We start from the raw sequence: 25107 nt of genomic DNA on the forward strand, positions 1-25107 counted from the left end.
CGACGCCTTCGCGAGCAAGCCCGCTCCCACAGGTTTTTGTGTTTCAGCGTTTGATCAGGTGCACCGCCAGCACATCGCAAGGGGCGCCGTGCAGCACGTCGTTGGCCGTGGAGCCCAGCAACAGTGCCAGACCGTGACGGCCATGGCTGCCGACCACGATAAGATCGCACGTGTTTTCCTTGGCGAAATGATGGATTTCCTGGCGTGGCTGGCCATAGGTCAGATGGCAATTGGCGCCCTCAAGTTCGGCGTATTTGGCTTTCAAACGCTCAAGGCGTTCCTTGGCCTGATCGAACTGCTGCTGTTGCAGTTGTGACAGATCCATCGGCACATCGCCGCCGAACGCCATGGCCATCGGTTCGACGATATGTACCAGCGACAGCTTGGCGCCATTGCTCTTCGACAGCTCGCGGGCGCGGTGAATCACAGGGTCGCACTCTTCGGTCAGGTCTACGGCGACCAGGATATGGTTGTAGGGCATGAGGTGCTCCTCGTGACGGTTCGATATTGTTAAGTATGGCTGGTTTCAAGCGCATTGGTTCCAAAGTGACACAATGCGCTCACCTTAAGTCGGGAGTAGAGATATGACGGTCTGGTTGGTGGTGTCAATCCTGCTGGTGGTTTTGAGTCCACTGGCATGGTTGCGCCCCTCGCGCGTGCAGAGTGGCCGGATGGCCTTGCGCATGGAGGCGCGACGCATCGGGCTGGCCATGCAGCTGGCGCCTCAAGAGTGGCCGCACTGGCTGTCTCAGGAGCCGCCCAGCCCGTGCGCGCAATATCATCGACCACGGCGTGGCACCCAGCCGGCGTGCTGGACCTACTGGCAGAAATCGCCGGGTGTGTGGGTCAATCAGTGGCAGGAGGTCTGCGAGGATCGCCTGCTGCTCGATCATTTCGAAAAGTTGCCGGGCAACGTGTTCAAGGTCGAGGCCGACAAGCAAATGATCGCCTTGTACTGGGGCGAGAAGGGCGAAGCCACGGTTTTGCAGGATATCGACGCGACTCTGAAAGCGCTGGCTTGACCCGCGGACTTTTCCCACTGCAAGGGTGGGGGGCGTCCGGCAGACGAGCAATAAAAAGCCCGACATGATTCATCGGGCGGGGTTGGCCAGGCAGGCCGGTAACTGTTTTTTATCGCTGACTCGGCTGTTTACGGTCAGCGACTTTCCCTGTAGTCCCGCCAGCGTAGCCTTTTAAACAGGGCTCGTCAGGAATTAGGGCGACTTTTCTAACTATTGATTCTATGAATGGCTTTGCATGCACCTGCGTGTTGCGGATCTGTGTGCAACGGAAATGACCATAAAGTCGCATTTCAACCCGTATTTTGGGCGATTGACAATTGTTGGAAATTCCGTGAAGGTGACGTACCCAAATCAAACGGGCGTATGAATTGAGCGTTTGTCTTACAGACTGCTCCTACAGAATCCCGACTATCGCGTTGGCGGGTGTGCCGGGTGGATTGGCGTCAGCATCGACGAAAAAGCGTCCTGCCGAGCCGTTTACCTGCGTCCGACGTGTACTGTTCAGCTTCCATATCGTGGAGATCAGTTGATGATTTACGAAGGTAAAGCCATCACGGTTAAAGCTCTTGAAAGTGGCATCGTCGAATTGAAATTCGACCTCAAGGGTGAGTCCGTCAACAAGTTCAACCGTCTTACCCTGAACGAACTGCGTCAGGCCGTGGACACCATCAAGGCAGATGCTTCGATCAAGGGCGTGATCGTCAGCAGTGGCAAGGACGTGTTCATCGTCGGCGCCGACATCACCGAATTTGTCGACAACTTCAAGCTGCCGGATGCCGAGCTGGTTGCTGGCAATCTCGAAGCCAACAAGATCTTCAGCGATTTCGAAGACCTCAACGTTCCGACCGTGGCCGCGATCAACGGCATCGCCCTGGGTGGCGGTCTGGAAATGTGCCTGGCGGCGGACTACCGCGTCATGTCGACCAAAGCCAAGATCGGTCTGCCGGAAGTCAAACTGGGCATCTACCCAGGCTTCGGCGGTACCGTGCGTCTGCCACGTCTGATCGGCGTCGATAACGCCATCGAGTGGATTGCCGCTGGCAAGGAAAACCGTCCTGAAGACGCGCTGAAAGTCAGCGCCGTCGACGCCGTGGTTGCTCCAGAGAAGCTGCAGGAAGCTGCCCTTGAGCTGATCAAACGCGCCATCTCCGGCGAGTTCGATTACAAGGCCAAGCGTCAGCCAAAACTTGAAAAGCTCAAGTTGAACGCCATTGAGCAGATGATGGCTTTCGAAACCGCCAAAGGTTTCGTGGCAGGGCAGGCTGGCCCGAATTATCCGGCGCCGGTCGAAGCCATCAAGACCATCCAGAAAGCCGCGAACTTCGGTCGTGACAAGGCGCTGGAAGTCGAAGCCGCCGGTTTCGTCAAACTGGCCAAGACCTCTGCCGCGCAGAGCTTGATCGGTCTGTTCTTGAACGATCAGGAGCTGAAGAAAAAGGCCAAGGCCTACGACGAAATCGCCAAGGACGTGAAGCAGGCTGCCGTACTCGGTGCCGGCATCATGGGTGGCGGTATCGCCTATCAGTCGGCCTCCAAAGGCACGCCGATCCTGATGAAGGACATCAACGAACACGGTATCGAGCAGGGTCTGGCCGAAGCCGCCAAACTGCTGGTTGGCCGCGTTGACAAAGGCCGCATGACCGCCGCGAAAATGGCTGAAGTGCTCAACGGCATTCGTCCGACCCTGTCCTACGGCGACTTCGGTCACGTCGATCTGGTTGTTGAAGCCGTGGTCGAGAACCCGAAGGTAAAGCAAGCGGTACTGGCTGAAGTCGAAGACAAGGTCAAAGAGGACACCATCCTCGCGTCCAACACCTCGACCATTTCCATCAGCCTGCTGGCGAAGGCCCTCAAGCGTCCGGAAAACTTCGTCGGCATGCACTTCTTCAACCCGGTGCACATGATGCCGCTGGTGGAAGTGATCCGTGGCGAGAAGTCCAGCGAGCTGGCGATTGCCACCACCGTTGCCTACGCCAAGAAAATGGGCAAGAACCCGATCGTCGTCAATGACTGCCCGGGCTTCCTGGTCAACCGCGTTCTGTTCCCGTACTTCGGCGGTTTCGCCAAACTGGTCAGCGCCGGTGTGGATTTCGTCCGCATCGACAAGGTCATGGAGAAATTCGGCTGGCCGATGGGCCCGGCGTACCTGATGGACGTGGTCGGCATCGACACCGGTCACCACGGTCGTGACGTGATGGCTGAAGGTTTCCCGGATCGCATGAAGGATGACCGTCGCTCGGCCATCGACGTGCTCTACGAAGCCAAGCGTCTGGGTCAGAAGAACGGCAAGGGCTTCTACGCCTACGAGGCCGACAAGAAAGGCAAGCAGAAGAAGGTGGCCGATCCGTCGGTGCTGGAAGTGCTCAAGCCGATCGTTTACGAGCAGCGCGAAGTCACCGACGAAGACATCATCAACTGGATGATGATCCCGCTGTGCCTGGAAACCGTGCGTTGCCTGGAAGACGGCATCGTTGAAACCGCGGCCGAAGCCGACATGGGTCTGGTTTACGGTATCGGTTTCCCTCCATTCCGTGGCGGTGCGCTGCGCTACATCGATTCGATCGGTGTTGCCGAGTTCGTTGCCCTGGCTGACCAGTACGCTGATTTGGGCGCGCTGTACCACCCGACCGCGAAGCTGCGCGAAATGGCCAAAAACGGCCAGAGCTTCTTCGGTTAAGCGCCCCCAACTAGAGTGAGAGTGAACTTATGAGCTTGAATCCTAGAGACGTCGTGATTGTCGACTTCGGTCGTACTCCGATGGGCCGCTCCAAGGGCGGCATGCACCGCAACACCCGCGCCGAAGACATGTCGGCGCACCTGATCAGCAAACTGCTGGAACGTAACGCCAAGGTCGATCCTGCTGAAGTCGAGGACGTGATCTGGGGCTGTGTGAACCAGACCCTGGAGCAGGGCTGGAACATCGCGCGCATGGCGTCGCTGATGACCCAGATTCCGCACACCTCGGCCGGCCAGACCGTCAGCCGTCTGTGCGGCTCGTCGATGAGTGCCCTGCACACTGCAGCGCAAGCGATCATGACCGGCAACGGTGACGTATTCGTGGTTGGCGGCGTCGAGCATATGGGCCACGTGAGCATGATGCACGGTGTCGATCCGAACCCGCACATGTCGCTGTACGCGGCGAAAGCCTCGGGCATGATGGGCCTCACCGCTGAAATGCTCGGCAAAATGCACGGCATCACTCGCGAACAGCAGGACGCCTTTGGCGTGCGCTCCCACCAGCTCGCCCATAAGGCGACGGTGGAAGGCAAGTTCAAAGACGAAATCATCCCGATGCAGGGCTACGACGAAAACGGCTTCCCGAAGCTGTTCGACTACGACGAAACCATTCGTCCGGAAACCACTCTGGAAAGCCTGGCGGCTCTCAAGCCTGCCTTCAATCCAAAGGGCGGCACCGTGACTGCCGGTACTTCGTCGCAGATCACCGATGGTGCTTCGTGCATGATCGTGATGTCGGCGCAGCGTGCGCAGGACTTGGGGATCCAGCCGATGGCCGTGATCCGTTCGATGGCAGTGGCGGGTGTGGACCCGGCGATCATGGGCTATGGTCCAGTGCCGGCTACACAAAAAGCCCTGAAGCGTGCGGGTCTTGGCATCAACGATATCGACTTCTTCGAGCTCAACGAAGCTTTCGCTGCACAGGCCCTGCCAGTGCTGAAAGATCTGAAAGTACTCGACAAGATGAACGAGAAGGTTAACCTGCACGGCGGCGCGATCGCCCTGGGTCACCCGTTCGGTTGCTCCGGTGCCCGTATCTCCGGCACTTTGCTGAACGTGATGAAGCAGAATAGCGGCACCTTCGGGGTGGCCACTATGTGCATTGGTCTCGGCCAAGGCATCTCCACCGTCTTCGAACGCGTTTAAGCGTCTCGTCGATGGAAGCCGGGGCCAAGTGCCCCGGTTTTTGTTTTTGCGGATTTATTTTTGTATTTATTTTGAAAATATTTGAGTGAGGGCCGAAGCATGCCGATACAACCTGGGCTCTACCAACATTACAAAGGTCCGCGGTACCGCGTATTCAGTGTTGCGCGGCATTCCGAGACCGAAGAAGAAGTGGTCTTTTACCAAGCCCTGTATGACGATTACGGCTTTTGGGTACGCCCATTGAGCATGTTCGTCGAGTCGGTCGAGGTTGACGGCGAGCAGGTGCCACGCTTTGCTTTGGTGCAAGCCGAACCGAGCCTTTTTTCCAAGCCATGAGGCGAGTGCGCACGCAACCCTGTGCTTGACCTCACCTTGTAGCCACTATATATAGCGGTGCCGCGTCAGGCGCCAACCGCCTTTCACTTCTAGAATTCAGGAATTTTCTGATCCATGGGCAAATCGCTGGTCATTGTGGAATCCCCGGCTAAGGCCAAGACCATCAACAAGTATCTGGGCAACCAATACGTGGTGAAGTCGAGTATCGGCCATATCCGAGACCTGCCCACCAGCGGTTCGGCTAGCGCCAGCAAAGAGCCAGCCGCCAAGCGCGGCAAGGCTGCCGCGGGCGAAGGGCCGGTGCTCACGCCGAAAGAGAAAGCGCGCAAGCAACTGGTCTCGCGCATGGGTGTCGATCCGGAGCATGGCTGGAAAGCCCAGTACGAGATCCTCCCGGGCAAAGAGAAGGTCATCGAAGAGCTGCGCCGGCTCGCCAAGGATGCTGACACCATCTATCTCGCAACCGACTTGGATCGCGAGGGGGAAGCCATTGCCTGGCACCTGCGCGAAGCCATTGGTGGTGACGACAGCCGTTACAAGCGCGTGGTGTTCAACGAAATCACCAAGAAGGCGATTCAGGAAGCCTTCTCCGAGCCGGGCGAGCTGGACATCGATCGTGTAAATGCCCAGCAGGCGCGTCGTTTCCTCGATCGCGTTGTGGGCTACATGGTCTCGCCGTTGCTGTGGGCCAAGATCGCCCGTGGCCTGTCGGCTGGTCGCGTGCAATCGGTTGCGGTGAAGCTGGTGGTCGAGCGTGAGCGCGAGATCCGTGCGTTCAACCCGGAAGAGTACTGGGAAGTGCACGCCGACCTCGGCACCGCCAAGGGCTCGACCGTACGTTTCGAAGTGGCGCGCGAGAAGGGTGAAGCCTTCAAACCGCTGAACGAAGCCCAGGCCACGGCCGCGCTGGAGAAGCTCAAATCCTCCAGCTACAGCATCGTCAAGCGCGAAGACAAGCCGACCAGCAGCAAGCCGTCGGCGCCGTTCATCACGTCCACCCTGCAACAGGCCGCGAGCAACCGCCTGGGCTTCGGCGTGAAGAAAACCATGATGATGGCCCAGCGTCTGTACGAAGCCGGCTACATCACTTATATGCGTACCGACTCGACCAACCTTTCGGCCGATGCCGTGGCGATGGCGCGCACTTACATCGAAGACGAGTTCGGCAAGAAGTACCTGCCGGAAACGCCGAACGTCTACAGCAGCAAAGAAGGCGCACAAGAGGCTCACGAAGCGATTCGTCCTTCCGATGCCAACACCACGCCAAGCAAGCTTGCAGGCATGGAGCGTGATGCGGAGCGCCTCTACGAGCTGATCTGGCGCCAGTTCCTCGCTTGCCAGATGCTGCCGGCGCAATACCTGTCGACCACCGTCAGCGTTGCCGCTGGCGACTTCGAGCTGCGTGCCAAGGGCCGCATCCTCAAGTTCGACGGCTACACCCGCGTTCTGCCGCAAATCACCAAGCCTGGCGACGACGATGTTCTGCCGGACATGGCGCAGGGCGACGCGATGAAGCTGATCAAGCTCGATCCGTCGCAGCACTTCACCAAACCACCGGCCCGTTACTCGGAAGCCAGTCTGGTGAAAGAAATGGAAAAACGCGGCATCGGTCGTCCTTCGACCTATGCGGCGATCATTTCGACCATTCAGGATCGCGGTTATGTGACTCTGCACAACCGTCGTTTCTATTCGGAAAAGATGGGCGACATCGTCACCGAGCGTCTGTCGGAGAGCTTCTCGAACCTCATGGACTACGGCTTCACCGCCGGCATGGAAGAGAACCTCGATGATGTTGCTCAGGGCGAGCGCGACTGGAAAAACGTGCTGGACGAGTTCTATGGGGACTTCAAGAAGAAGCTCGAAGTAGCCGAGAACCCGGAAAGCGGCATGCGTGCCAACCAGCCGGTCATGACTGATATTCCATGCACTACGTGCGGCCGTCCGATGCAGATCCGTACTGCATCGACCGGCGTGTTCCTCGGTTGCTCGGGTTACAGCCTGCCACCGAAAGAGCGCTGCAAGGCCACCGTCAATCTGGTACCGGGCGACGAAATCGCAGCGGACGACGAGGGTGAGTCGGAATCGCTGGTACTGCGCGGCAAGCATCGCTGCCCGATCTGCAGCACGGCGATGGATGCTTACCTGCTCGATGAAAAGCGCAAGCTTCACATCTGCGGTAATAACCCGGATTGCGCCGGCTACGAAATCGAAGAGGGCAACTACCGCATCAAGGGCTACGAAGGTCCGAGCCTGGAATGCGACAAGTGCGGTAGCGAGATGCAGCTCAAGACCGGTCGTTTCGGAAAGTTCTTCGGTTGCACCAACCCGACCTGCAAGAACACCCGCAAGCTGCTGAAGAGCGGAGACGCGGCGCCGCCGAAGATGGACCCGGTGAAGATGCCTGAGCTGAAATGCGAAAAGGTCAACGACACCTACATCTTGCGCGATGGTGCTTCGGGTCTGTTCCTGGCGGCCAGCCAGTTCCCGAAAAACCGTGAAACCCGTGCTCCGCTGGTGATCGAGATTTTGCCGCACAAGGACGAGATCGATCCGAAGTACCACTTCCTCTGCGAAGCGCCACAGAAGGATCCTGATGGTCTGCCAGCGGTCATCCGCTACAGCCGCAAGACCAAGGAGCAATACGTGCAGACCGAGGTCGACGGCAAGCCTACCGGCTGGAAAGCGTTCTACGACGGTGGCAAGTGGACTGTTGAAGACAAGCGCACGAAAGCCAAGGCTGAGTAAGCGTTAGCCTGATCCACAAAAGGCCGCATGATGACCCTCGGGTTTTCATGCGGCCTTTTTGTTTTGTGCTTGCGGTGGGATCGGCTGATCCATGACACTGTCGGGTCTGTGTGACGCAATTATTTCGCTGTGGAGACTGCCGGCATGGCGCACGAACTCTATACCCGCACCAATCAGAAGATCTATTTCGCCGGCCTGTCGCTGGAAGCTCTGGCTCGCGCCGAAGAGGGGCGGGCGATGAATTCGTTGGCTTTGATTCAGGCTGGACGTGAGTCGGCGTTGTTTCATCTCTACGGCGCGCTGTTGGGGCTGTGCCATGAGATCGCCGGTTTCTATCGTCTGCCTCAGGCCAATGCGTCGCGGGCCGAAGCGTTACTGACTGGCGAAGTCCTGGAATCGATTGCGATCCCTGAGCTGGCCGAGATGGTGGAGCTGGCCGGCAACCCTGAAACCTGGCTGGCGAAATTGTTGGCGGAGCACTCGGCGTTGTTCCAGCCGCCACGGGCAGCACGCAAGCCCAAGGGTGATGTGACGCAGCCACTGATTCAGGCGGTTAATCTGGATGAAGAAGAGGCGCCGCAGGAGTTGAGTCGCGAAGAGCTGGAGAGCTGGCGGCAGAATCTCAAAGGTCTGGCCATCCGCTTTCGCGAAGGCTTGAACGAATGCTGACGGCAATTGGCGCGGTGGCAATCTGAAACATGCTGCTGGTCAAGATCCCGAGCGAAGCCTGAATGATGTCTATATAATCCCTGCCTTTCGTGGAGAACAGACCTATATGCCAACGTCCTTTCTAGAAATTGTCGAGTTACCAGATGGCCGAATCGAGCTGCGCAGGGCTGAGGACGAGGGTTCTCTGGTGACGCTGGATTTCTCCGAGGATGCCAAGGCGTTCCTGCAAGGCCAGCACGTGGAAATCGCCAAGGCGATGTTGAGCGTCGGCGTTCAGATGGCCGGTCGTATGGTCGAGGGCGAATTTGATAAGGAAGAAGGGCCGCGGGTTCTTCACTGAACCCCGCCTGTAGGCGCTTGCCGCTCCCGCATCAAGTCGGCTTCTCTGTCCCTGGAGAAGCCATGCGCTTCACACAGCGCGCGTTACAAGTGAATCAACCCAGTCGAATGTTCAGGCTCTGAGCGTCGCCCGTGCGGGCTGCGCTGATCAGTTGTTGCCGTGAACTTGTATTCAGCGGGTTGAGCCAGGTTACCACCGTGTGGCTACGACCCAAGCGCAGTGCTTCGCAGGCCAGTTGCTGAGCGCTTTGCGCGCCACGTGGTTGCAGCAGCAGAATGCGTTCACGGTTCAGGCCGGCCTCTCGCAGCCAGGTTTGGGTCAGGCTGGCTGGAGGGGCGATCAGCGTCAGCCAGCGTGCATCCTGATCCTCGCTCAGTTCGCGAAGAATCGGGGCGAGCAGGTTCAGGCAGTTCCCGGCCGCACCGCGCAGTGACAGCTCACTGAATACTTCCGGTTCGGCAATCCATGGGCGCTCGACCACATCCTTCAGGATCGGCGCCATCGGTTGTGCCAGAAACGCTTCGAATAAAGGCAGTTGTGTTTGCTGAGGTGCGTGTGGGAACTGCATAAAACCTCCTTTAGCGGCGGATTACGCCGACACTCAAGCCTTCGATCACCAGTTCCTGATCTTTCAGGTCGACTTCGATAGGAGCGAACTCAGGGTTTTCGGCAATCAGCCAGACTTTGCTGCCTTCGCGCTTGAAGCGTTTGACCGTCACTTCATCGCCGATGCGTGCTACCACCACTTGGCCGTTGCGGGCCTCGCGGGTGGTATGCACCGCCAGCAGGTCACCGTCGAAAATGCCGATATCCTTCATGCTCATGCCGTGTACGCGCAACAGGTAATCGGCCCGTGGGTGAAAGAACGCAGGATTGATGTTGCAGGACTCTTCGATGTGCTGCTGGGCGAGGATCGGTGCGCCGGCAGCGACCCGACCAATGATCGGCAGGGTAGAGTCGTCAGCCTTGGCTTCGAAGCCCGGGATGCGAATACCGCGGGAGGCGCCCGGGGTCATTTCGATTGCACCTTTGCGGGCGAGGGCCTTGAGGTGTTCTTCCGCCGCGTTGGGCGACTTGAAACCCAGTTCCTGAGCGATTTCCGCGCGGGTTGGCGGGTAGCCGTTGTCTTCGAGGCAGCGTTTGATAAAGGCCAGAATCTCGGCTTGGCGTGGCGTCAGCTTTAGCATATTGATCGCTCTGTCTTTTTATACAGTGACTGGGATTATATACAGTGAAACCGTCTTGGCAATGCCCGTTTTTTTGCAGCCCGCCGGACGGTCGGTTGCGGTGCTTATTAATGCGCCGGGCGAGTGTGGTTAAATAGCTGACCGACCATTCCCAAAACGGACTGGCAGGCTTGACAAGGCACAGGCTGAAACGTATGTTTCAAACAAGTGTTTGTCAGGCGGAGTAGCCATGGCCCAGTCGGAAACCGTTGAACGCATTCTTGATGCTGCCGAGCAGTTGTTCGCGGAGAAAGGTTTCGCTGAAACCTCATTGCGTTTGATCACCAGCAAGGCCGGAGTAAACCTGGCGGCGGTGAACTATCATTTCGGCTCCAAGAAAGCCCTGATTCAGGCGGTTTTCTCGCGCTTCCTCGGGCCGTTCTGCATCAGTCTCGATAAAGAGCTGGAGCGTCGTCAGGCCAAGCCGGAAAACAAGCCGACGCTTGAAGAACTGCTTGAAATCCTCGTTGAACAGGCGCTGGTGGTACAGCCACGCAGCGGTAACGACCTGTCGATCTTCATGCGCTTGCTCGGTCTGGCGTTCAGCCAGAGTCAGGGGCACTTGCGTCGTTATCTGGAAGACATGTACGGCAAGGTGTTCCGCCGCTACATGCTGTTGGTCAACGAAGCCGCGCCGCGCATTCCTCCCATCGAGCTGTTCTGGCGTGTGCACTTCATGCTCGGCGCTGCGGCGTTCAGCATGTCCGGGATCAAGGCCTTGCGCGCGATTGCCGAGACCGATTTCGGCGTCAACACCTCGATTGAACAGGTGATGCGCCTGATGGTGCCGTTCCTCGCCGCCGGCATGCGTGCCGAAACCGGTGTCACCGACCCGGCGATGGCGACTGCGCAACTTCGCCCGCGCAGCAAATCGACCCCGGTGGCCGCCAAGGTTTAACCGCGCACGGGTGGGCGCGGCTGCTTGTATCCGCTAAGCTAGCCGCCCATGCCGACTCTCGTTCTGAACCCGAAATCCATGGAAATTGCCAACCTGCCGAGCATTGCTCACGGTAGCGATTTCTCGCGGATCGGGTTTTTCGTTTTCAAGGAATCTCTATGACTGCTGGCCTGCAAGGCTCGTTGATGGTGGACGTCGCCGGTACCTGGCTGACGGCCGAAGATCGCCAACTGTTGCGTCAGCCCGAAGTGGGCGGCCTGATCATTTTCGCGCGTAACATCGAGCACCCGCGCCAGGTGCGTGAGCTCAGCACAGCGATTCGAGCGATTCGCCCGGATCTGCTGCTGGCGGTCGATCAGGAGGGCGGTCGCGTGCAGCGCCTGCGTCAGGGCTTTGTGCGCCTGCCGGCCATGCGTGCCATCGCCGACAACCCCAACGCTGAATACCTCGCCGAGCAGTGCGGCTGGATCATGGCCACCGAAGTGCTGGCGGTCGGCCTCGACCTGAGTTTCGCCCCGGTGCTGGATCTGGATTACCAGCGCAGCGCCGTAGTCGGCACCCGTTCATTCGAAGGCGATCCCGAGCGCGCCGCGTTGCTCGCCGGCGCCTTCATTCGCGGCATGAACAGCGCGGGCATGGCTGCGACCGGCAAGCATTTCCCAGGTCACGGCTGGGCGGAGGCGGACTCCCACGTCGCGATTCCGAATGACGAGCGCAGCCTCGACGAGATCCGCGCCAACGACCTCGTACCGTTCGCCAGGCTCAGCAAACAACTGGCCGCTGTGATGCCCGCTCACGTTATCTATCCGCAAGTCGATTCGCAGCCGGCCGGGTTCTCCCGCCGCTGGTTGCAGGACATTTTACGCGGCGAGTTGCAGTTCGATGGCGTGATCTTCAGCGACGATCTGTCGATGGCCGGCGCCCATGTGGTCGGCGATGCCGCCAGCCGTATCGAAGCCGCGTTGACGGCCGGCTGCGACATGGGCCTGGTGTGCAACGACCGCGCGGCAGCCGAACTGGCCTTGAGCGCTACGCAACGGATGAAGGTCAAGCCGTCCGCGCGCATCGCGCGGATGCGCGGGCAGGCGTTCGCCAGCACCGACTACCGCCAGGATCCACGCTGGCTCACCGCCATCGGCGCGCTCAAAGACGCTCAACTGATCGATTAAGGATTTTTGCTATGACGGTTTACGCAATCATCGGTGGCACCGGCCTGACACAGCTCGAAGGCTTGACCATTCGCCAGTCGCTGGCTGTGGACACGCCCTACGGCGCGCCATCGGCCGACGTGCAGATCGGCGAATACGCCGGCCAGGAAGTGCTGTTCCTCGCCCGTCACGGCCATCCGCACCGTTTCCCGCCGCACAAGGTCAACTACCGCGCCAACCTGTGGGCGCTGAAGCAGGCCGGCGCCGAGGCGATCATAGCGGTCAACGCGGTGGGCGGGATTCATTCGGCCATGGGCACCGGGCATTTCTGCGTGCCGCACCAGATCGTCGACTACACCAGCGGTCGCGAACACACGTTTTTCGCCGATGATCTGGAGCATGTTACCCACATCGATTTCAGCTTCCCGTACAGCGAGCCGCTGCGTCAGCAACTGATCGCCGCACTGGCGGCCGAAGGCTGTGAATACAGCGATCAAGGCGTGTATGCCTGCACTCAGGGCCCGCGTCTGGAAACCGTGGCCGAGATTGTGCGTCTGGAGCGCGATGGCTGCGATATCGTTGGCATGACCGGCATGCCTGAAGCAGCACTGGCCCGTGAGCTGGAACTGGATTACGCCTGCCTGGCGCTGGTGGTGAATCCGGCGGCGGGCAAGACCACGGCGGTGATCACCATGGCCGAGATCGAGCAGGCGTTGCATGACGGCATGGGCAAGGTGAAATCGACGTTGGCGCGGGTGTTGGCCAGCTAAGGACTGTCCATGAGCAGTTTCATCGAGCGGCTTAAAGGGCTGGCATGGACTCACGCATTCAGTAGCAAGGCGTTGGCCAAGGCCCGCGCTTATGCTGCCGATGATCGGGTAGAGATCATCGAGATCGATGACAGGAAAATCGAGGCGTTCTGCGTCGGTTCGGAAACACAGGCGTATGAACAAAGCATCTACCTGTCCGATGATCGCCTGGGATCGGTTAATTTGCGTTGCTTATGCACCTGCCCCGTCGCGATTGATTGCAAGCACTGCGCGGCGGTGCTCTATCACCTGCAGGGCATTGACGACGATACGTCCGAAAGTGACGCACAGATCCCCTTGGGTCGGGCGCTGGAGCATTGGCTTTCGACAGTCCCCGTCCCGGCCAGGCCCGTCGACGAAGGGGCGCAAACCGCGGGCACGCGCCTGTTTTACAAACTCAAACCCACATCTGCGAACGGCAAGTGGCTGCTGGATATTTTCAAGGTCTATCAGCTCAAGAGCGGCGAGTTACGCGAAGTAAAACCGATGTATTCGCTGTCGGACATTCTCATGCGTCAGCCCGGTTATCTGTCCGAACTGGATCTGCGCGTTGCCAGGCTGTTGGTCGCCATGCATTCCCATCACGCCTATTACAGCGGCTATCCGCTGGAAGGCAGCAGTGGCGCGGAACTGTTGGAAATGCTCCTGCGCACCTCCCGCCTGTTCCTCGACTTCGAAAACTTGCAGGCACTGACGCCGGGCGCGAAACGCATGGGTCTGTTCTCTTGGGCCGAGCAGGCCGACGGTGGGTTCCGCGCCCAGTGGAGCAGTGCCGAGGCTGCGCAGGAAACCGTGCTGGCGCTGGAGCCGCTTTATTACATCGATCGTGAGCAGCGACAGGTTGGCCCTCTGTTCAGTGAGTTGGAAGAAAAACTGGCCTGCCATTTGACCCTCGCCCCAGACATCCCGGCGCGTCAGGCGATGCAGTTCAGCCATCGCATGAGCGCGATGACCAAAATCCCGCCGCCGCACAAGCTCACCGAACGAATCATCGATGACGTGCTTCCGCAGCCGCAACTGACCTTGGTCAGCGGCCGGGAGCGTTCGCGCTGGGAATACGTTCTTGAGCACCGCGCCGCCCTGGTGTTTACCTACAACGGCCAGCCGACGGTGGATCGCAACCCGGAAGTAATGATCCTCAACGGCACCGAAACCCAGCGCATTCAACGCCAGCCTGCGATGGAAAAGAAGCTGCGCCAGAGCCTGCAAAAGCTCGGCTTCAAAAAAGCCACGCGCAAGAGCGCTATGGATCGTCCCGGCGAGATGTTCACTTTGCCGGATGATTCCGCCTGGCTCGGATTCATGCATGAAGGGCTTGCCACACTGCGCGCCGCGGACTGGGAAATCGAAATCAGTCCCGGCTTCCATTTCGATGTGCAGCCGGTTGAACACTGGTACGCGGAGGTCGAAGAAGAGGCCGGGCATCAATGGTTTGATCTGCAACTGGGCATCGTCGTCAATGGCGAGCGCTACAGCTTGTTGCCGATCCTTCTGCATCTGTTGCGCACCCAGCCACGTTTGCTCGACCCAGTGAATCTGGCGCAACGCAGCGACGACGAAAAACTCCTGATCGAACTCAAGCCCAGCGGTTTTGGCGACCCGGCAGGCGCCAAGGTGGCGTTGCCGCTGAGTCGGGTCAAACCGCTGATGGCGACGCTGGGCGAGCTGTACCTGGGCGGACATCAGGGCGATGCGCTGCGCTTGACTGCTCCAGACGCCGCGCGCCTGAGTATGCTCGATGGCATGCCACTGGAATGGCAGGGCGGCGAACGCCTGCGCACTTTTGCCAAGCGGCTGCACAATTCCAGTCACACCCATATTGCTGCGCCGGCCGGCCTTAATGCGCAACTGCGCCCATATCAGCTCGAAGGCCTTGGCTGGATGCAGACTCTGCGGGAGCTGGAGGTCGGCGGCATTCTTGGCGATGACATGGGTTTGGGCAAAACCCTGCAGACCCTGGCGCATCTGCTCACGGAAAAGCACGCCGGTCGCCTCGATTGCCCGGCACTGGCGGTGATGCCGACCAGCCTGATTCCCAACTGGCTCGACGAGGCCCAGCGCTTCACGCCTCAGTTGAAGGTCCTGGCGCTGCATGGGGCCGGGCGGCAAAAAGACTTCGCCAATCTCGCCGAATACGACTTGGTGCTGACCACTTACGCCTTGCTGCCCAGGGATCTTGAAACGTTGCGGCCGCAGTCGTGGAGCGTGCTGATTCTCGACGAAGCGCAGAACATCAAGAACCCGCTGAGCAAAGCGGCGCAGGCCGCACGTGACTTGCAGGCCCGTCAGCGCTTGTGTCTGAGCGGCACGCCACTGGAAAACCATCTCGGCGAGCTGTGGTCGCAGTTTCATTTCCTCATGCCTGGCTGGCTGGGCGACAGCAAATCCTTCAACCGCGATTACCGCACACCGATCGAGAAACATGGCAATGTCCAGCGCATGCAGCACCTGACGGCGCGCATCAAGCCGTTTTTGCTGCGTCGCAAGAAAGATCAGGTCGCCACTGAGCTGCCGCCGAAAACCGAAATCATCCATTGGGTTGAACTCAGCGACGGCCAGCGCGACGTCTATGAAACGGTGCGCGTGGCGATGGACAAAAAAGTGCGCGACGAAATTGCCCGCAGTGGTGTGGCGCGCAGTCAAATCATTATTCTTGATGCCTTGCTCAAGCTGCGTCAGGTCTGCTGCGATCTGCGCTTGATCAACATGCCTCTCACGGCGAAGGCATTGCGCTCGGGCAGCGGCAAGCTGATCAGCCTGATGGAGATGCTCGAAGAGTTGCTCGGCGAAGGTCGGCGCATCCTGCTGTTCTCCCAGTTCACCTCGATGCTGGCGCTGATCGAGCAGGAGTTGCAGCAGCGCGCTATCGGTTATTCGTTGCTGACTGGCGACACCACCGACCGGCGCACGCCAGTCAAGAATTTCCAGGGCGGCAAGGTGCCGTTGTTCCTCATCAGCCTCAAGGCTGGCGGTACCGGTCTGAACCTGACGGCTGCGGACACGGTGATCCACTTCGACCCGTGGTGGAACCCGGCAGTGGAGAATCAGGCAACTGATCGCGCTTATCGTATCGGGCAGAACAATCCGGTGTTTGTTTACAAGTTGATTGCCAAAGGTACCGTGGAGGAAAAAATCCAGGCGCTGCAGCAGGAGAAGGCTGCGCTGGCCGGGGCGGTGCTGGAAGGGGGTACGACAGGTGGGTTCAAGCTGGAGCAGAGTGACATCGAGGCGCTGTTTGCGCCGCTGCCGGTTTCCAGGGGTTGACTGTCCAGGTCAGAGTTCGACATCTGATGGCCCCATCGCTGGCAAGCCAGCTCCCACAGGTTTTGTAATGTTCACAAAATAGTGCTCAACGCAAAGCACCGAGGGGGCTGACTTGCCAGCGATGGCAATTTATCTGAAAAACACATCTCAACGCTTGTCGAACTTGTCCGGCAACGGCGCAAACAGCGCTTCAATATCATCGCTCTGCAATTTCCAGTCCCCGGCCTTGCGCCCATCCAGCACGCCTGCCGCCAAGTCGGATTTTTCCTTCTGCAGGTGCTGAATCTTCTCTTCCACCGTGCCGCGGGCAATCATCTTGTAGACGAACACCGGTTTTTCCTGGCCGATTCGATAGGCGCGGTCGGTTGCCTGGTTCTCGGTGGCCGGGTTCCACCATGGATCGTAATGGATCACCGTGTCCGCTTCGGTCAGGTTCAGGCCGACGCCGCCGGCCTTCAGGCTGATCAGAAAGATCTGACGCTTGCCGCTTTGGAATTCCTTCACCGGCGTGCGCCGATCGCGGGTCTGGCCAGTCAACAAGGCGTAGGCCACGTTGCGTTTTTTCAGTTCCTCCTCAATCAGCGTCAGCATCGAGGTGAACTGCGAGAACAACAGAATCCGCCGGCCTTCCTCAAACAGCTCTTCGAGCATTTCCATCAGGCTGTCGAGCTTGCCCGAGGTGCTGCCGCGGGCGGGCAGGGTGGCGTCGTTGACCAGACGCAGATCGCAGCAGACCTGACGCAACTTGAGCAAGGCTTCAAGAATGATGATCTGGCTGCGCGCCACGCCCTTGCGAGTGATCTCGTCGCGGACTTTCTTGTCCATCGCCAGGCGCATGGTTTCGTACACGTCGCGCTGGGCTTCGTTGAGATCGACCCAGTGAATGATCTCGGTTTTGGGCGGCAGTTCGGTAGCCACCTGTTCCTTGGTGCGGCGCAGCAGAAACGGTTTTATCCGACCGTTGAGGTGCTGCAGTCTGACTTCGCTGGCGCGTTTTTCGATCGGCACGCGGTAGTCGGCATTGAAGCTTTTCACGTCGCCGAGCCAGCCCGGCAGTAGAAAGTGGAACAGCGACCACAATTCACCGAGATGGTTTTCCAGCGGTGTGCCACTCAGACACAGGCGTTGACGCGCGTTGAGTTCGCGAGCGGCCTGCGCGGCCTTGCTGTTGGGGTTCTTGATGTACTGGGCTTCGTCGAGCACCAGCACGTGCAACGGCTGTTGCGTCAGGCGTTCGATGTCCTTGGGCAGCAGCGCGTAAGTGGTCAGGATCAGGTCGTAGTCGGCCAGATGCTCGAAATGCTTTTTACGGCCGGCTCCGTACAGCGCGACCACTTTCAGTTGCGGCGTGAAGTGCGCAGCCTCATCGAGCCAGTTCGGGATCAGGCTGGTGGGCATTACCACCATGCACGGCCGATCCAGGCGCCCGGCGTTTTTCTCACTGAGAATATGCGCCAGGGTCTGTAGGGTTTTACCCAGACCCATGTCGTCCGCCAGAATCCCGCCGACCTCAAGGTGACGCAGGGACTGCATCCAGCTCAAGCCTTCGAGCTGATAAGGCCGCAACGTCGCGTTCAAGCCCTTCGGCGCTTTGGCGCTGAAGTCGCGAATGTCGCGCAAGCGTTGGGCGAAGCTGCGAATCTGTTCGCCGCCTTCCCACAACAGGGGAAGGCCTTCCAGCGAGTTCAGGCGCGTGGCGTCGGCCTTGCTCAGGCGCAGAGTAGTCTCGCCCGGTTCCTGCAAGTAGAACTCGCCCAGCGTCGCCAGTACCGGTTTCAGTCGGCCCAGGGGCAGCGCCACTTGCAGTGGCCCGTGCTCACTGTTGCGTTGCGGAATATTGACCAGAATCAGCTCGTCATCGCGTCGCCGCGCCAGGCGTTCCGGATTGAGGATTTCCGCGTGCGAGCGCATCAGGTTGAGCAGGATCGGCAGCAGGCTCAGGCGTTCGCCATTGACGATGATCCCCAATTCCAGATCGAACCAGTCGCGCTCCGGCGCCTGTTCGACGGTGGCGTACCAGTCGTCGACGGCGGTCAGGTCGAAACCGAATTCCTCGTCGATCTGCAATTCCCAGCCTTGGGTGCGCAGCTTCGGCAGTTCGTTGAGGGTGAACGTCAGCCACGCGCTGTCGTTGACCATTTCGTACAGCTCACCGGCGCTTTCCGGCAGCGCTTTACTCTGGCGCGTGGCGATGCGAAAGCCGAGGATTCTTAACTGCTCGCGGTAGGACTGTTCCACTTCAGGGTGGCGTTTTATCCGCAGGGTCTGAGTTTCTTGGCGGATCAGAATGTCGCTGTTTTTCTGCCCGCTGACGTATTCATCCAGATAGCTGAACGACAGCGCCGCGCGATGCTGGATGTAGCGCTGCATCTTGCCGTTGCGCGGCTCGAACGCGCTGAACTCGACGCTGGCCAGCCACAGGCGCGGCAGCGGTTGCACGTTGTCCACCAGCACTTGTGGCGGCGCTTTGGGGCTACGGTTCTCCAATACGGCCTGGAGCTTTTCCAGCAGTTCGGCGTCTTTGGCGGCGGCCGGGTATTCGAGGGTTTCCTGCACTTGCAGCAGCACCGCAGCGCAGTGCTTGCAGTTGTTGCGCACCGGGCAGGTACAGGTGGCGTCAACCAGCAGCAGGGTGTCTTTGGCTGACTCGCGCAGGTGAATGGTCTGACGGTAGACGTTACCGCCAGAGCCTTCGCAACTGGCGGTAATGGTCGCATCGCCAACCTGCGCGATGCGTACCCGGTTCTCTAGGGCGTAGCGGCGGCCACGCTCCAGGCTCTGTTCCTTGAATCGGCTGACCCAGGAGGGTGCCAACGGTTTACTCAGGGGCGGGGGCATAAGGACTTCGATCAGTCCGGAATCGCTTCAGGGGCTTGCCGTGGGGCGGGCGCCGTCAGGGAAGTGATCTTGATCAGCAGCGCCAGGTGCCCGTTGTCGAGATAGTTGAGCTGGCCGTTTTTGGTGTGGCTGTCCTGCTTCAGGCGTTCGCTGGCGGTGACCATGCCGTTGGCGTCGATCTGGTTGACCCAGAAGTCGGCATTCACGTCGGTGAAGCGCCCGAGTTTCATTTCCAGGGTGCCCTCGATCGGGAACTGGCCGAACTGCTCCTGGCCGTCGCTGACCGCAACTTTAGTCGGCGCTTCGCCGAGGGTCTGCTGCCAGGCCTTATGCATCAGCACGCTGTAATCCCCGCTGGCGCTGAGTTTACTGGCAACGTCGCCGAGTGCAGGCGTGCGCAGGCTGTCATCGCCCAAGCGTTGGGCGCCAGCGGCCCAGTCTTCCGGCGCGGCACGGCTGACGATAGCCGGCACCGCGTTCTGGCGCACCAGAATCATTTCGACCATGTAGATGTCATCGGCAAACGCCATCGGTGCTACGAAAGTGAGTAGCAAAGTCAGTGAGCGAAACAGGCGCATGCGGCGTCCTTCAAACAGTTTTCGGGAGGAGGCGCTCGAACAGCGCCTCTACAGTATTAAAGCGCTCTTCCGGACGTTCCATCGGCACCTGGAACTTGAACATCGTAGCGCCTTCGAATTTGTAGCGTTTTGGCTGAGTCTGGATCAGTTTGATCAAGGTCATCGGATCGACTGGCGTCTGCGCGGCGAACTCAATGCGCCCACCCTGCGGGCCACCATCGACCTTCTTGATGCCCAGCTGCTCGGCCTGCAATTTCAGCGCGGTAATGCGCACCAGATTCTTGGTTGGCTCCGGCAGCAGACCGAAACGGTCGATCATCTCCACTTGCAGGTCCTTCAGGCCTTCCTCGTCGGTGGCCGACGCGATGCGCTTGTACAGAATCAGACGGGCGTGAACGTCCGGCAGATAATCTTCCGGAATCAGCGCCGGCACCCGCAGGTTGACCTCCGGGCCACCGCCGAGCGGTTGATCGAGGTTCGGCTGTTCGCCCTTGCGGATCGACTTCACCGCGCGTTCGAGCATCTCCATGTACAGCGTGAAGCCCACGGCCTGAATCTGCCCGCTCTGGCCATCGCCGAGCAGTTCGCCGGCGCCACGGATTTCCAGGTCGTTGGTCGCCAGCACGAAACCGGCGCCCAGATCCTGAGTGTTGGCAATCGCTTCCAGACGCTTTTCCGCGTCCGAAGTGATTTGCTGACGCGGCGGTGTCAGCAGGTAAGCATAGGCCTGGTGGTGACTGCGGCCGACGCGTCCGCGCAACTGGTGCAACTGCGCCAGGCCGAACTTGTCGGCGCGCTCGATGATGATGGTGTTGGCGCTTGGCACGTCGATGCCGGTCTCGATGATGGTCGAGGCGATCAGCACGTTGAAGCGCTTGTGATAGAAGTCGCTCATCACCTGTTCGAGTTCGCGTTCGCGCATCTGCCCGTGACCGATGCCGATCCGTGCCTCCGGCACCAGTTCGGCGAGATCCGCCGCGCATTTCTCGATGGTCTTCACGTCGTTGTGCAGGTAGTACACCTGACCACCGCGCAGCAGCTCACGCAGCAAGGCCTCTTTGACCGTGCTCTTGTTCTGCTCCATGACGAAGGTGCGCACCGACAGGCGTCGCGCCGGCGGGGTGGCGATGATCGACAGGTCGCGCATGCCCGACACCGCCATGTTCAGCGTGCGCGGAATCGGCGTGGCGGTCAGGGTGAGAATGTCGACTTCGCTGCGCAGGGCCTTGAGCTGTTCTTTCTGGCGGACACCGAAGCGGTGTTCTTCGTCGATGATCACCAGACCAAGGTTTTTGATCTTCACATCGTCGGACAGCAGCTTGTGCGTACCGATGACGATGTCGATCTTGCCTTCCGCCAGATCGGCAATCGCCGCGTTGACTTCCTTGGCCGACTTGAAGCGACTCATCACTTCCACGGTCACCGGCCAGTCGGCGAAGCGGTCGCGGAAGCTGTTGTAGTGTTGCTGGGCGAGCAGGGTGGTCGGCACCAGAATCGCTACCTGACGCCCGCCGTGCACGGCGATGAACGCGGCGCGCATCGCCACTTCGGTCTTGCCGAAACCGACGTCGCCGCAGACCAGACGATCCATCGGCTTCGGCGCGAGCATGTCTTCGCGCACGGCTTCGATGGTCGCTTGCTGATCCGGAGTTTCTTCGAACGGGAAGCCGGCACTGAAGGTTGCGTAATCGGCTTTCGGGTCGGCAAATGCATAGCCTTCGCGCGCGGCGCGACGGGCATAGATGTCGAGCAGCTCAGCAGCGACATCGCGAACCTGTTCGGCCGCCTTGCGCTTGGCTTTCTGCCAGGTCTCGGAGCCGAGGCGGTGCAGCGGCGCCAGTGAGTCGTCGCTGCCGGTGTAACGGGCGATCAGGTGCAGGTTGGCCACCGGCACGTAGAGCTTGGCGTTCTCCGCATATTCCAGGGTGAGGAATTCGGCCGCCTGATTGTCGATTTCCAGAATCGTCAGGCCCAGATAACGCCCGACACCGTGATCGATGTGCACCACCGGTGCGCCTTCACGCAGTTCGGTGAGGTTCTTGATCACTGCATCGTTGTTGGCGTCGGCGCGTTTTTCGCGACGGCGGCGCTGCATGACGCGCTGACCGAACAGCGGACTTTCCGCCACCAGCGCCAGCGCCGGGTCGTCGAGCATCAAGCCTTCGTCGAGCGGGGCAATGGTGATTGCCAGACGATCCTTGCTTGAAACGAAATCCGGCCAGCTGTCGACGGTTTTCGGCCGCAGCTTCAGACGTTCCAGCAGCTCCAGCAGGACTTCACGCCGGCCCGCGGATTCGGCGGTGAACAGCACGCGTCCGGGGAATTCGTCGAGGAATGTCGAGAGCGCCGCCAGTGGTTGTGTGGCCTTGGCTTCGATCGCCAGGTTCGGTAGCGCTTGCGCCGGGAAGCGCTCGCGACCGGCACCGGATTCGACGTCCTGCTGACTGGCGACTACCCGTGGCCAGCTCTTGAGGCGGGCGAAGCAGTCTTCTACCGGCAAGAACAATTCTGCGGGCGGCAATAAAGGACGCGATGGATCGACACGGCGCTCTTCGTAGCGATTGCGCACGTCGTTCCAGAAATTTTCCGCTGCTTGTTCGATGCCGGGCAGCGAGAACACCTGGGTGTCCTGCGGCAGGTAATCAAACAGCGTCGAAGTTTCATCAAAGAACAGCGGCAGGTAGTACTCGATACCGGCGGGCGTGATGCCGCTGCTCAAGTCCTGGAAGATCGGGCAGCGCCGGAAGTCGACGTCGAAACGCTCGCGGAACCGCGCCTTGAAGCGAGTGACCGCATCTTTCTGCAGCGGAAATTCTCGCGCCGGCAGCAGCTTGACCGATTCGACCTTGTCGATGGAACGCTGGTTTTCCGGGTCGAAGGTGCGCAGGGTTTCGATTTCGTCGTCGAACAGGTCGATGCGATAGGGCAGTTTGCTGCCCATCGGGAACAGGTCGATCAGCGCGCCACGTACGGTGAACTCGCCGTGCTCGTAGACCGTATCGACGTAGCGATAGCCGCTGGCTTCGAGTCGCGAGCGCATCTGTTCGACATCGAGCTTCTGCCCGACATCCAGCACCAGGCTGCTGCCAAGCAGAAACTTGGTCGGCGCCAGGCGGTGCAGGGCGGTGGTGATTGGCACCACCAGCACGCCGTGCGCCAGTTCCGGCAGTCTATAAAGGCTGGCGATACGCTGGGAAATGATGTCCTGGTGCGGCGAGAACAGATCGTACGGCAGGGTTTCCCAGTCGGGAAAATGCAGCACGGGCAAATCCGGGGCGAAGAAACTCAGCTCCTGTTCCAGCCGTTCGGCACTCTGGCTGTCGGCGGTCAGTAGCAGGGTGAAGCGCTTGGCAGCGCTGGCAGCCTCGGCAATCGCCAGGCTCAGGGCGGCACCGGGCAGGTTGCCCCAGTGCTGTTTACCTGCCTCGGCAGGGAGAAGCGGTAGACGCAGAACAGGCACGGAAGGTTGAGCTCCAGGCGTTGCGACAAAGTCGGTAATTGTAGCGGCGTCAGGTGCCGGCTGTCAGTTGCAGACTGCGTCTATCTTCGCGGTTTGCGCGAAATGTAGTGGTAACCATAAAAACGAGCACTTTTTTAGTGGTTATGTAGTGCCGAAATCGACTCGTGTTACGGAGGGTTACAGACATCGTCTAACAGTCGTCGAAAAATTGACTGCGCTGAAAGCCCCGGTTTTACTGGGCTGGCGCGAGGCGTAATTTTTTTGAACGGAATTTTGTTACCGATTGCGCGACAAGCGCGCATTGCTACAAGAGGTTCTCGGCGGCATAATGTAGCCCCTTTTTTCTGCCCCTACATGTGGAAGGTTCCCGTGACTCAGAAGCCCGACCAGTGTCTTGGTGAATGGATCGACCGTGAAGCACTCGCAGAAGCGATGATTCCGCTTATCGGTCAGCTCTACCGCAATAACAACGTGGTGAGCTCGATCTATGGCCGCAGCCTGATCAACCAGTCTGTCATCGCGATTCTCAAAGCTCACCGCTTTGCTCGCCACCGTTCCTCCGACGATAGCGAACTCTCCGTCCACGAAACATTCCCTCTGCTGAAAGCCATGAGCGAGCTCAAGCTCGGCGCGGCTTCGGTAGACCTGGGCAAGTTGGCGTTCAAATTCCGCAGCGAAGGCAATGGCCGCAGCGCCGAGCAGTTCGTGCGTGAAGAACTGGCTGACGTGGTTGGCCAGCAAAACGCTTCGGCCCGCAAAGGCACTGACGTTGTGCTGTACGGCTTCGGTCGTATCGGGCGTCTGCTGGCGCGCATCCTGATCGAGAAAACCGGTGGTGGCGACGGTCTGCGTCTGCGTGCCATCGTCGTGCGCAAGGGCGCCGAAAACGACCTGACCAAACGCGCCAGCCTGCTGCGTCGCGATTCGGTACACGGTCCGTTCAACGGCACCATCGTCATCGACGAAGAAAACAACACCATCACCGCCAACGGTAACCTGATCCAGGTGATCTACGCGAAGAACCCGACCGAGGTGGATTACACCCAGTACGGCATCAAAGACGCGCTGCTGGTGGACAACACCGGTGTATGGCGTGACGCCGATGGCTTGGGCCAGCACCTGCAATGCCCGGGTGTCGCTCGCGTTGTGCTGACCGCGCCTGGCAAAGGCAAGCTGAAGAACATCGTTCACGGTATCAACCACAACGAAATCACCGCTGACGACAAGATCGTGTCTGCCGCTTCCTGCACCACCAACGCCATCGTGCCGGTGCTGAAGGCTGTGAATGACAAGTTCGGCATCATCAACGGTCACGTCGAAACCGTTCACTCGTACACCAACGACCAGAACCTGATCGACAACTTCCACAAGGGCGATCGCCGTGGCCGTTCCGCCGCGCTGAACATGGTTATCACCGAGACCGGTGCTGCCACTGCTGCTGCCAAGGCTCTGCCTGAATTGGCCGGCAAGCTGACCGGTAACGCGATCCGCGTTCCGACGCCAAACGTGTCGATGGCCATTCTCAACCTGAACCTTGAGAAAGCCGCCAGCCGTGAAGAGATGAACGAGTACCTGCGCTACATGGCGCTGCACTCCGATCTGCACAAGCAAATCGACTTCGTCAACTCGCAGGAAGTGGTGTCCACTGACTTCGTGGGTTCGCGTCACGCCGGTGTGGTCGACGCTGAAGCGACCATCGTTCAGGACAACCGCGTTGTGCTGTACGTCTGGTACGACAACGAGTTCGGCTACAGCTGCCAGGTGGTTCGCGTGATGGAAGACATGGCTGATGTAAATCCGCCAGCGTTCCCGCGCTAAGCCTTGACTGCAAATGAAAACGCCCCGACTTAGGTCGGGGCGTTTTTTTATGCCTGCTGAATCTCTATTGCCTG

18 protein-coding genes are annotated in these 25107 nt (G+C 59.6%); 12 read left to right on the forward strand and 6 right to left on the reverse strand.

From position 1 onward, the window contains the following. Positions 1-43 precede the first annotated feature (43 nt). The gene (locus CKW11_RS26365) at positions 44-481 is read right to left on the reverse strand and encodes a universal stress protein (protein ID WP_095140028.1); all 438 of its coding nucleotides are present in this window, start codon (positions 479-481) and stop codon (positions 44-46) included. Between the two features lie 103 nt (positions 482-584). On the opposite strand from CKW11_RS26365, the gene CKW11_RS26370 reads away from it, so the two are divergent. The 7 genes from CKW11_RS26370 (at position 585) to CKW11_RS26405 (ending at position 8994) form a co-directional block, all read left to right on the forward strand. Then, positions 585-1022, forward strand: coding sequence for a hypothetical protein (locus tag CKW11_RS26370; protein ID WP_027611444.1), 438 nt, complete (start codon positions 585-587; stop codon positions 1020-1022). 529 nt (positions 1023-1551) lie between these two features. After that, entirely contained in the window at positions 1552-3699 is a 2148-nt protein-coding gene (gene fadB, locus CKW11_RS26380) for a fatty acid oxidation complex subunit alpha FadB (protein WP_024013640.1), read from the forward strand. A 29-nt stretch (positions 3700-3728) separates the two neighbouring features. Beyond that, positions 3729-4904 (forward strand): acetyl-CoA C-acyltransferase FadA, encoded by a 1176-nt coding sequence (fadA, locus tag CKW11_RS26385; RefSeq protein ID WP_095140029.1) that lies wholly within the window; start codon positions 3729-3731, stop codon positions 4902-4904. Between the two features lie 99 nt (positions 4905-5003). Continuing rightward, positions 5004-5240: a DUF1653 domain-containing protein gene (locus tag CKW11_RS26390; RefSeq protein ID WP_095140030.1), complete on the forward strand. Its 237-nt coding sequence runs from the start codon at positions 5004-5006 to the stop codon at positions 5238-5240. 114 nt (positions 5241-5354) lie between these two features. Further along, the gene (gene topA, locus CKW11_RS26395; RefSeq protein ID WP_095140031.1) at positions 5355-7985 is read left to right on the forward strand and encodes a type I DNA topoisomerase; all 2631 of its coding nucleotides are present in this window, start codon (positions 5355-5357) and stop codon (positions 7983-7985) included. Between the two features lie 144 nt (positions 7986-8129). After that, positions 8130-8654: a DUF6586 family protein gene (locus CKW11_RS26400; protein WP_095140032.1), complete on the forward strand. Its 525-nt coding sequence runs from the start codon at positions 8130-8132 to the stop codon at positions 8652-8654. Positions 8655-8760: 106 nt separating this feature from the next. Then, positions 8761-8994, forward strand: a complete 234-nt coding sequence (locus CKW11_RS26405) for a hypothetical protein (RefSeq protein WP_003226592.1) — start codon at positions 8761-8763, stop codon at positions 8992-8994. 94 nt (positions 8995-9088) lie between these two features. Here the strand turns inward: CKW11_RS26405 and sulA are convergent, their stop codons facing one another. Continuing rightward, complete coding sequence (gene sulA / locus CKW11_RS26410) at positions 9089-9562, reverse strand: SOS-induced cell division inhibitor SulA (RefSeq protein WP_095140033.1); 474 nt, start codon at positions 9560-9562, stop codon at positions 9089-9091. A gap of 10 nt (positions 9563-9572) precedes the next feature. Beyond that, the gene (lexA, locus tag CKW11_RS26415) at positions 9573-10181 is read right to left on the reverse strand and encodes a transcriptional repressor LexA (RefSeq protein ID WP_003226590.1); all 609 of its coding nucleotides are present in this window, start codon (positions 10179-10181) and stop codon (positions 9573-9575) included. 229 nt (positions 10182-10410) lie between these two features. Here lexA and CKW11_RS26420 point away from each other — a divergent pair, with 229 nt between their 5' ends. The 4 genes from CKW11_RS26420 (at position 10411) to CKW11_RS26435 (ending at position 16339) form a co-directional block, all read left to right on the forward strand. Further along, entirely contained in the window at positions 10411-11118 is a 708-nt protein-coding gene (locus CKW11_RS26420) for a TetR/AcrR family transcriptional regulator (RefSeq protein WP_007961819.1), read from the forward strand. 158 nt (positions 11119-11276) lie between these two features. After that, on the forward strand, positions 11277-12287 hold the full coding sequence (gene nagZ, locus CKW11_RS26425) for a beta-N-acetylhexosaminidase (protein ID WP_095140034.1): 1011 nt from the start codon (positions 11277-11279) through the stop codon (positions 12285-12287). An 11-nt stretch (positions 12288-12298) separates the two neighbouring features. Then, positions 12299-13036, forward strand: a complete 738-nt coding sequence (locus tag CKW11_RS26430) for an S-methyl-5'-thioinosine phosphorylase (protein WP_095140035.1) — start codon at positions 12299-12301, stop codon at positions 13034-13036. Positions 13037-13045: 9 nt separating this feature from the next. Continuing rightward, positions 13046-16339 carry a DEAD/DEAH box helicase gene (locus CKW11_RS26435; protein WP_095140036.1) on the forward strand — a complete coding sequence of 1098 codons (3294 nt, stop codon included), beginning with the start codon at positions 13046-13048 and terminating at the stop codon, positions 16337-16339. 147 nt (positions 16340-16486) lie between these two features. On the opposite strand, the gene CKW11_RS26440 is transcribed toward CKW11_RS26435, so the two are convergent. Genes CKW11_RS26440 through mfd form a run of 3 tightly spaced genes read right to left on the reverse strand, consistent with a single transcriptional unit; the run spans position 16487 to position 23215 of the window. Beyond that, entirely contained in the window at positions 16487-19177 is a 2691-nt protein-coding gene (locus CKW11_RS26440) for a DEAD/DEAH box helicase (RefSeq protein ID WP_095140037.1), read from the reverse strand. Between the two features lie 11 nt (positions 19178-19188). Beyond that, positions 19189-19755, reverse strand: coding sequence for a CsiV family protein (locus CKW11_RS26445; protein ID WP_095140038.1), 567 nt, complete (start codon positions 19753-19755; stop codon positions 19189-19191). Positions 19756-19765: 10 nt separating this feature from the next. Next, positions 19766-23215: a transcription-repair coupling factor gene (gene mfd / locus CKW11_RS26450; RefSeq protein ID WP_095140039.1), complete on the reverse strand. Its 3450-nt coding sequence runs from the start codon at positions 23213-23215 to the stop codon at positions 19766-19768. A 354-nt stretch (positions 23216-23569) separates the two neighbouring features. Here mfd and CKW11_RS26455 point away from each other — a divergent pair, with 354 nt between their 5' ends. Next, positions 23570-25033 (forward strand): glyceraldehyde-3-phosphate dehydrogenase, encoded by a 1464-nt coding sequence (locus CKW11_RS26455; RefSeq protein ID WP_095140040.1) that lies wholly within the window; start codon positions 23570-23572, stop codon positions 25031-25033. Positions 25034-25107: the final 74 nt, after the last annotated feature.

It is taken from the genome of Pseudomonas sp. Irchel s3a10 (genome assembly GCF_900187525.1).
Lineage (GTDB): Bacteria > Pseudomonadota > Gammaproteobacteria > Pseudomonadales > Pseudomonadaceae > Aquipseudomonas > Aquipseudomonas koreensis_G.

Excerpts from the sequence above, each read along its gene's own strand:
- CKW11_RS26430 (WP_095140035.1), top strand. The coding sequence starts at position 12,299 with ATGACGGTTTACGCAATCATCGGTGGCACCGGCCTGACACAGCTCGAA.
- CKW11_RS26420 (WP_007961819.1), top strand. The coding sequence starts at position 10,411 with ATGGCCCAGTCGGAAACCGTTGAACGCATTCTTGATGCTGCCGAGCAG.
- CKW11_RS26435 (WP_095140036.1), top strand. The coding sequence starts at position 13,046 with ATGAGCAGTTTCATCGAGCGGCTTAAAGGGCTGGCATGGACTCACGCA.
- fadB (WP_024013640.1), top strand. The coding sequence starts at position 1,552 with ATGATTTACGAAGGTAAAGCCATCACGGTTAAAGCTCTTGAAAGTGGC.
- nagZ (WP_095140034.1), top strand. The coding sequence starts at position 11,277 with ATGACTGCTGGCCTGCAAGGCTCGTTGATGGTGGACGTCGCCGGTACC.
- topA (WP_095140031.1), top strand. The coding sequence starts at position 5,355 with ATGGGCAAATCGCTGGTCATTGTGGAATCCCCGGCTAAGGCCAAGACC.
- fadA (WP_095140029.1), top strand. The coding sequence starts at position 3,729 with ATGAGCTTGAATCCTAGAGACGTCGTGATTGTCGACTTCGGTCGTACT.
- CKW11_RS26445 (WP_095140038.1), bottom strand. The coding sequence starts at position 19,755 with ATGCGCCTGTTTCGCTCACTGACTTTGCTACTCACTTTCGTAGCACCG.
- CKW11_RS26400 (WP_095140032.1), top strand. The coding sequence starts at position 8,130 with ATGGCGCACGAACTCTATACCCGCACCAATCAGAAGATCTATTTCGCC.
- CKW11_RS26370 (WP_027611444.1), top strand. The coding sequence starts at position 585 with ATGACGGTCTGGTTGGTGGTGTCAATCCTGCTGGTGGTTTTGAGTCCA.
- sulA (WP_095140033.1), bottom strand. The coding sequence starts at position 9,562 with ATGCAGTTCCCACACGCACCTCAGCAAACACAACTGCCTTTATTCGAA.
- lexA (WP_003226590.1), bottom strand. The coding sequence starts at position 10,181 with ATGCTAAAGCTGACGCCACGCCAAGCCGAGATTCTGGCCTTTATCAAA.
- CKW11_RS26455 (WP_095140040.1), top strand. The coding sequence starts at position 23,570 with ATGTGGAAGGTTCCCGTGACTCAGAAGCCCGACCAGTGTCTTGGTGAA.
- CKW11_RS26405 (WP_003226592.1), top strand. The coding sequence starts at position 8,761 with ATGCCAACGTCCTTTCTAGAAATTGTCGAGTTACCAGATGGCCGAATC.
- CKW11_RS26390 (WP_095140030.1), top strand. The coding sequence starts at position 5,004 with ATGCCGATACAACCTGGGCTCTACCAACATTACAAAGGTCCGCGGTAC.
- CKW11_RS26365 (WP_095140028.1), bottom strand. The coding sequence starts at position 481 with ATGCCCTACAACCATATCCTGGTCGCCGTAGACCTGACCGAAGAGTGC.
- CKW11_RS26440 (WP_095140037.1), bottom strand. The coding sequence starts at position 19,177 with ATGCCCCCGCCCCTGAGTAAACCGTTGGCACCCTCCTGGGTCAGCCGA.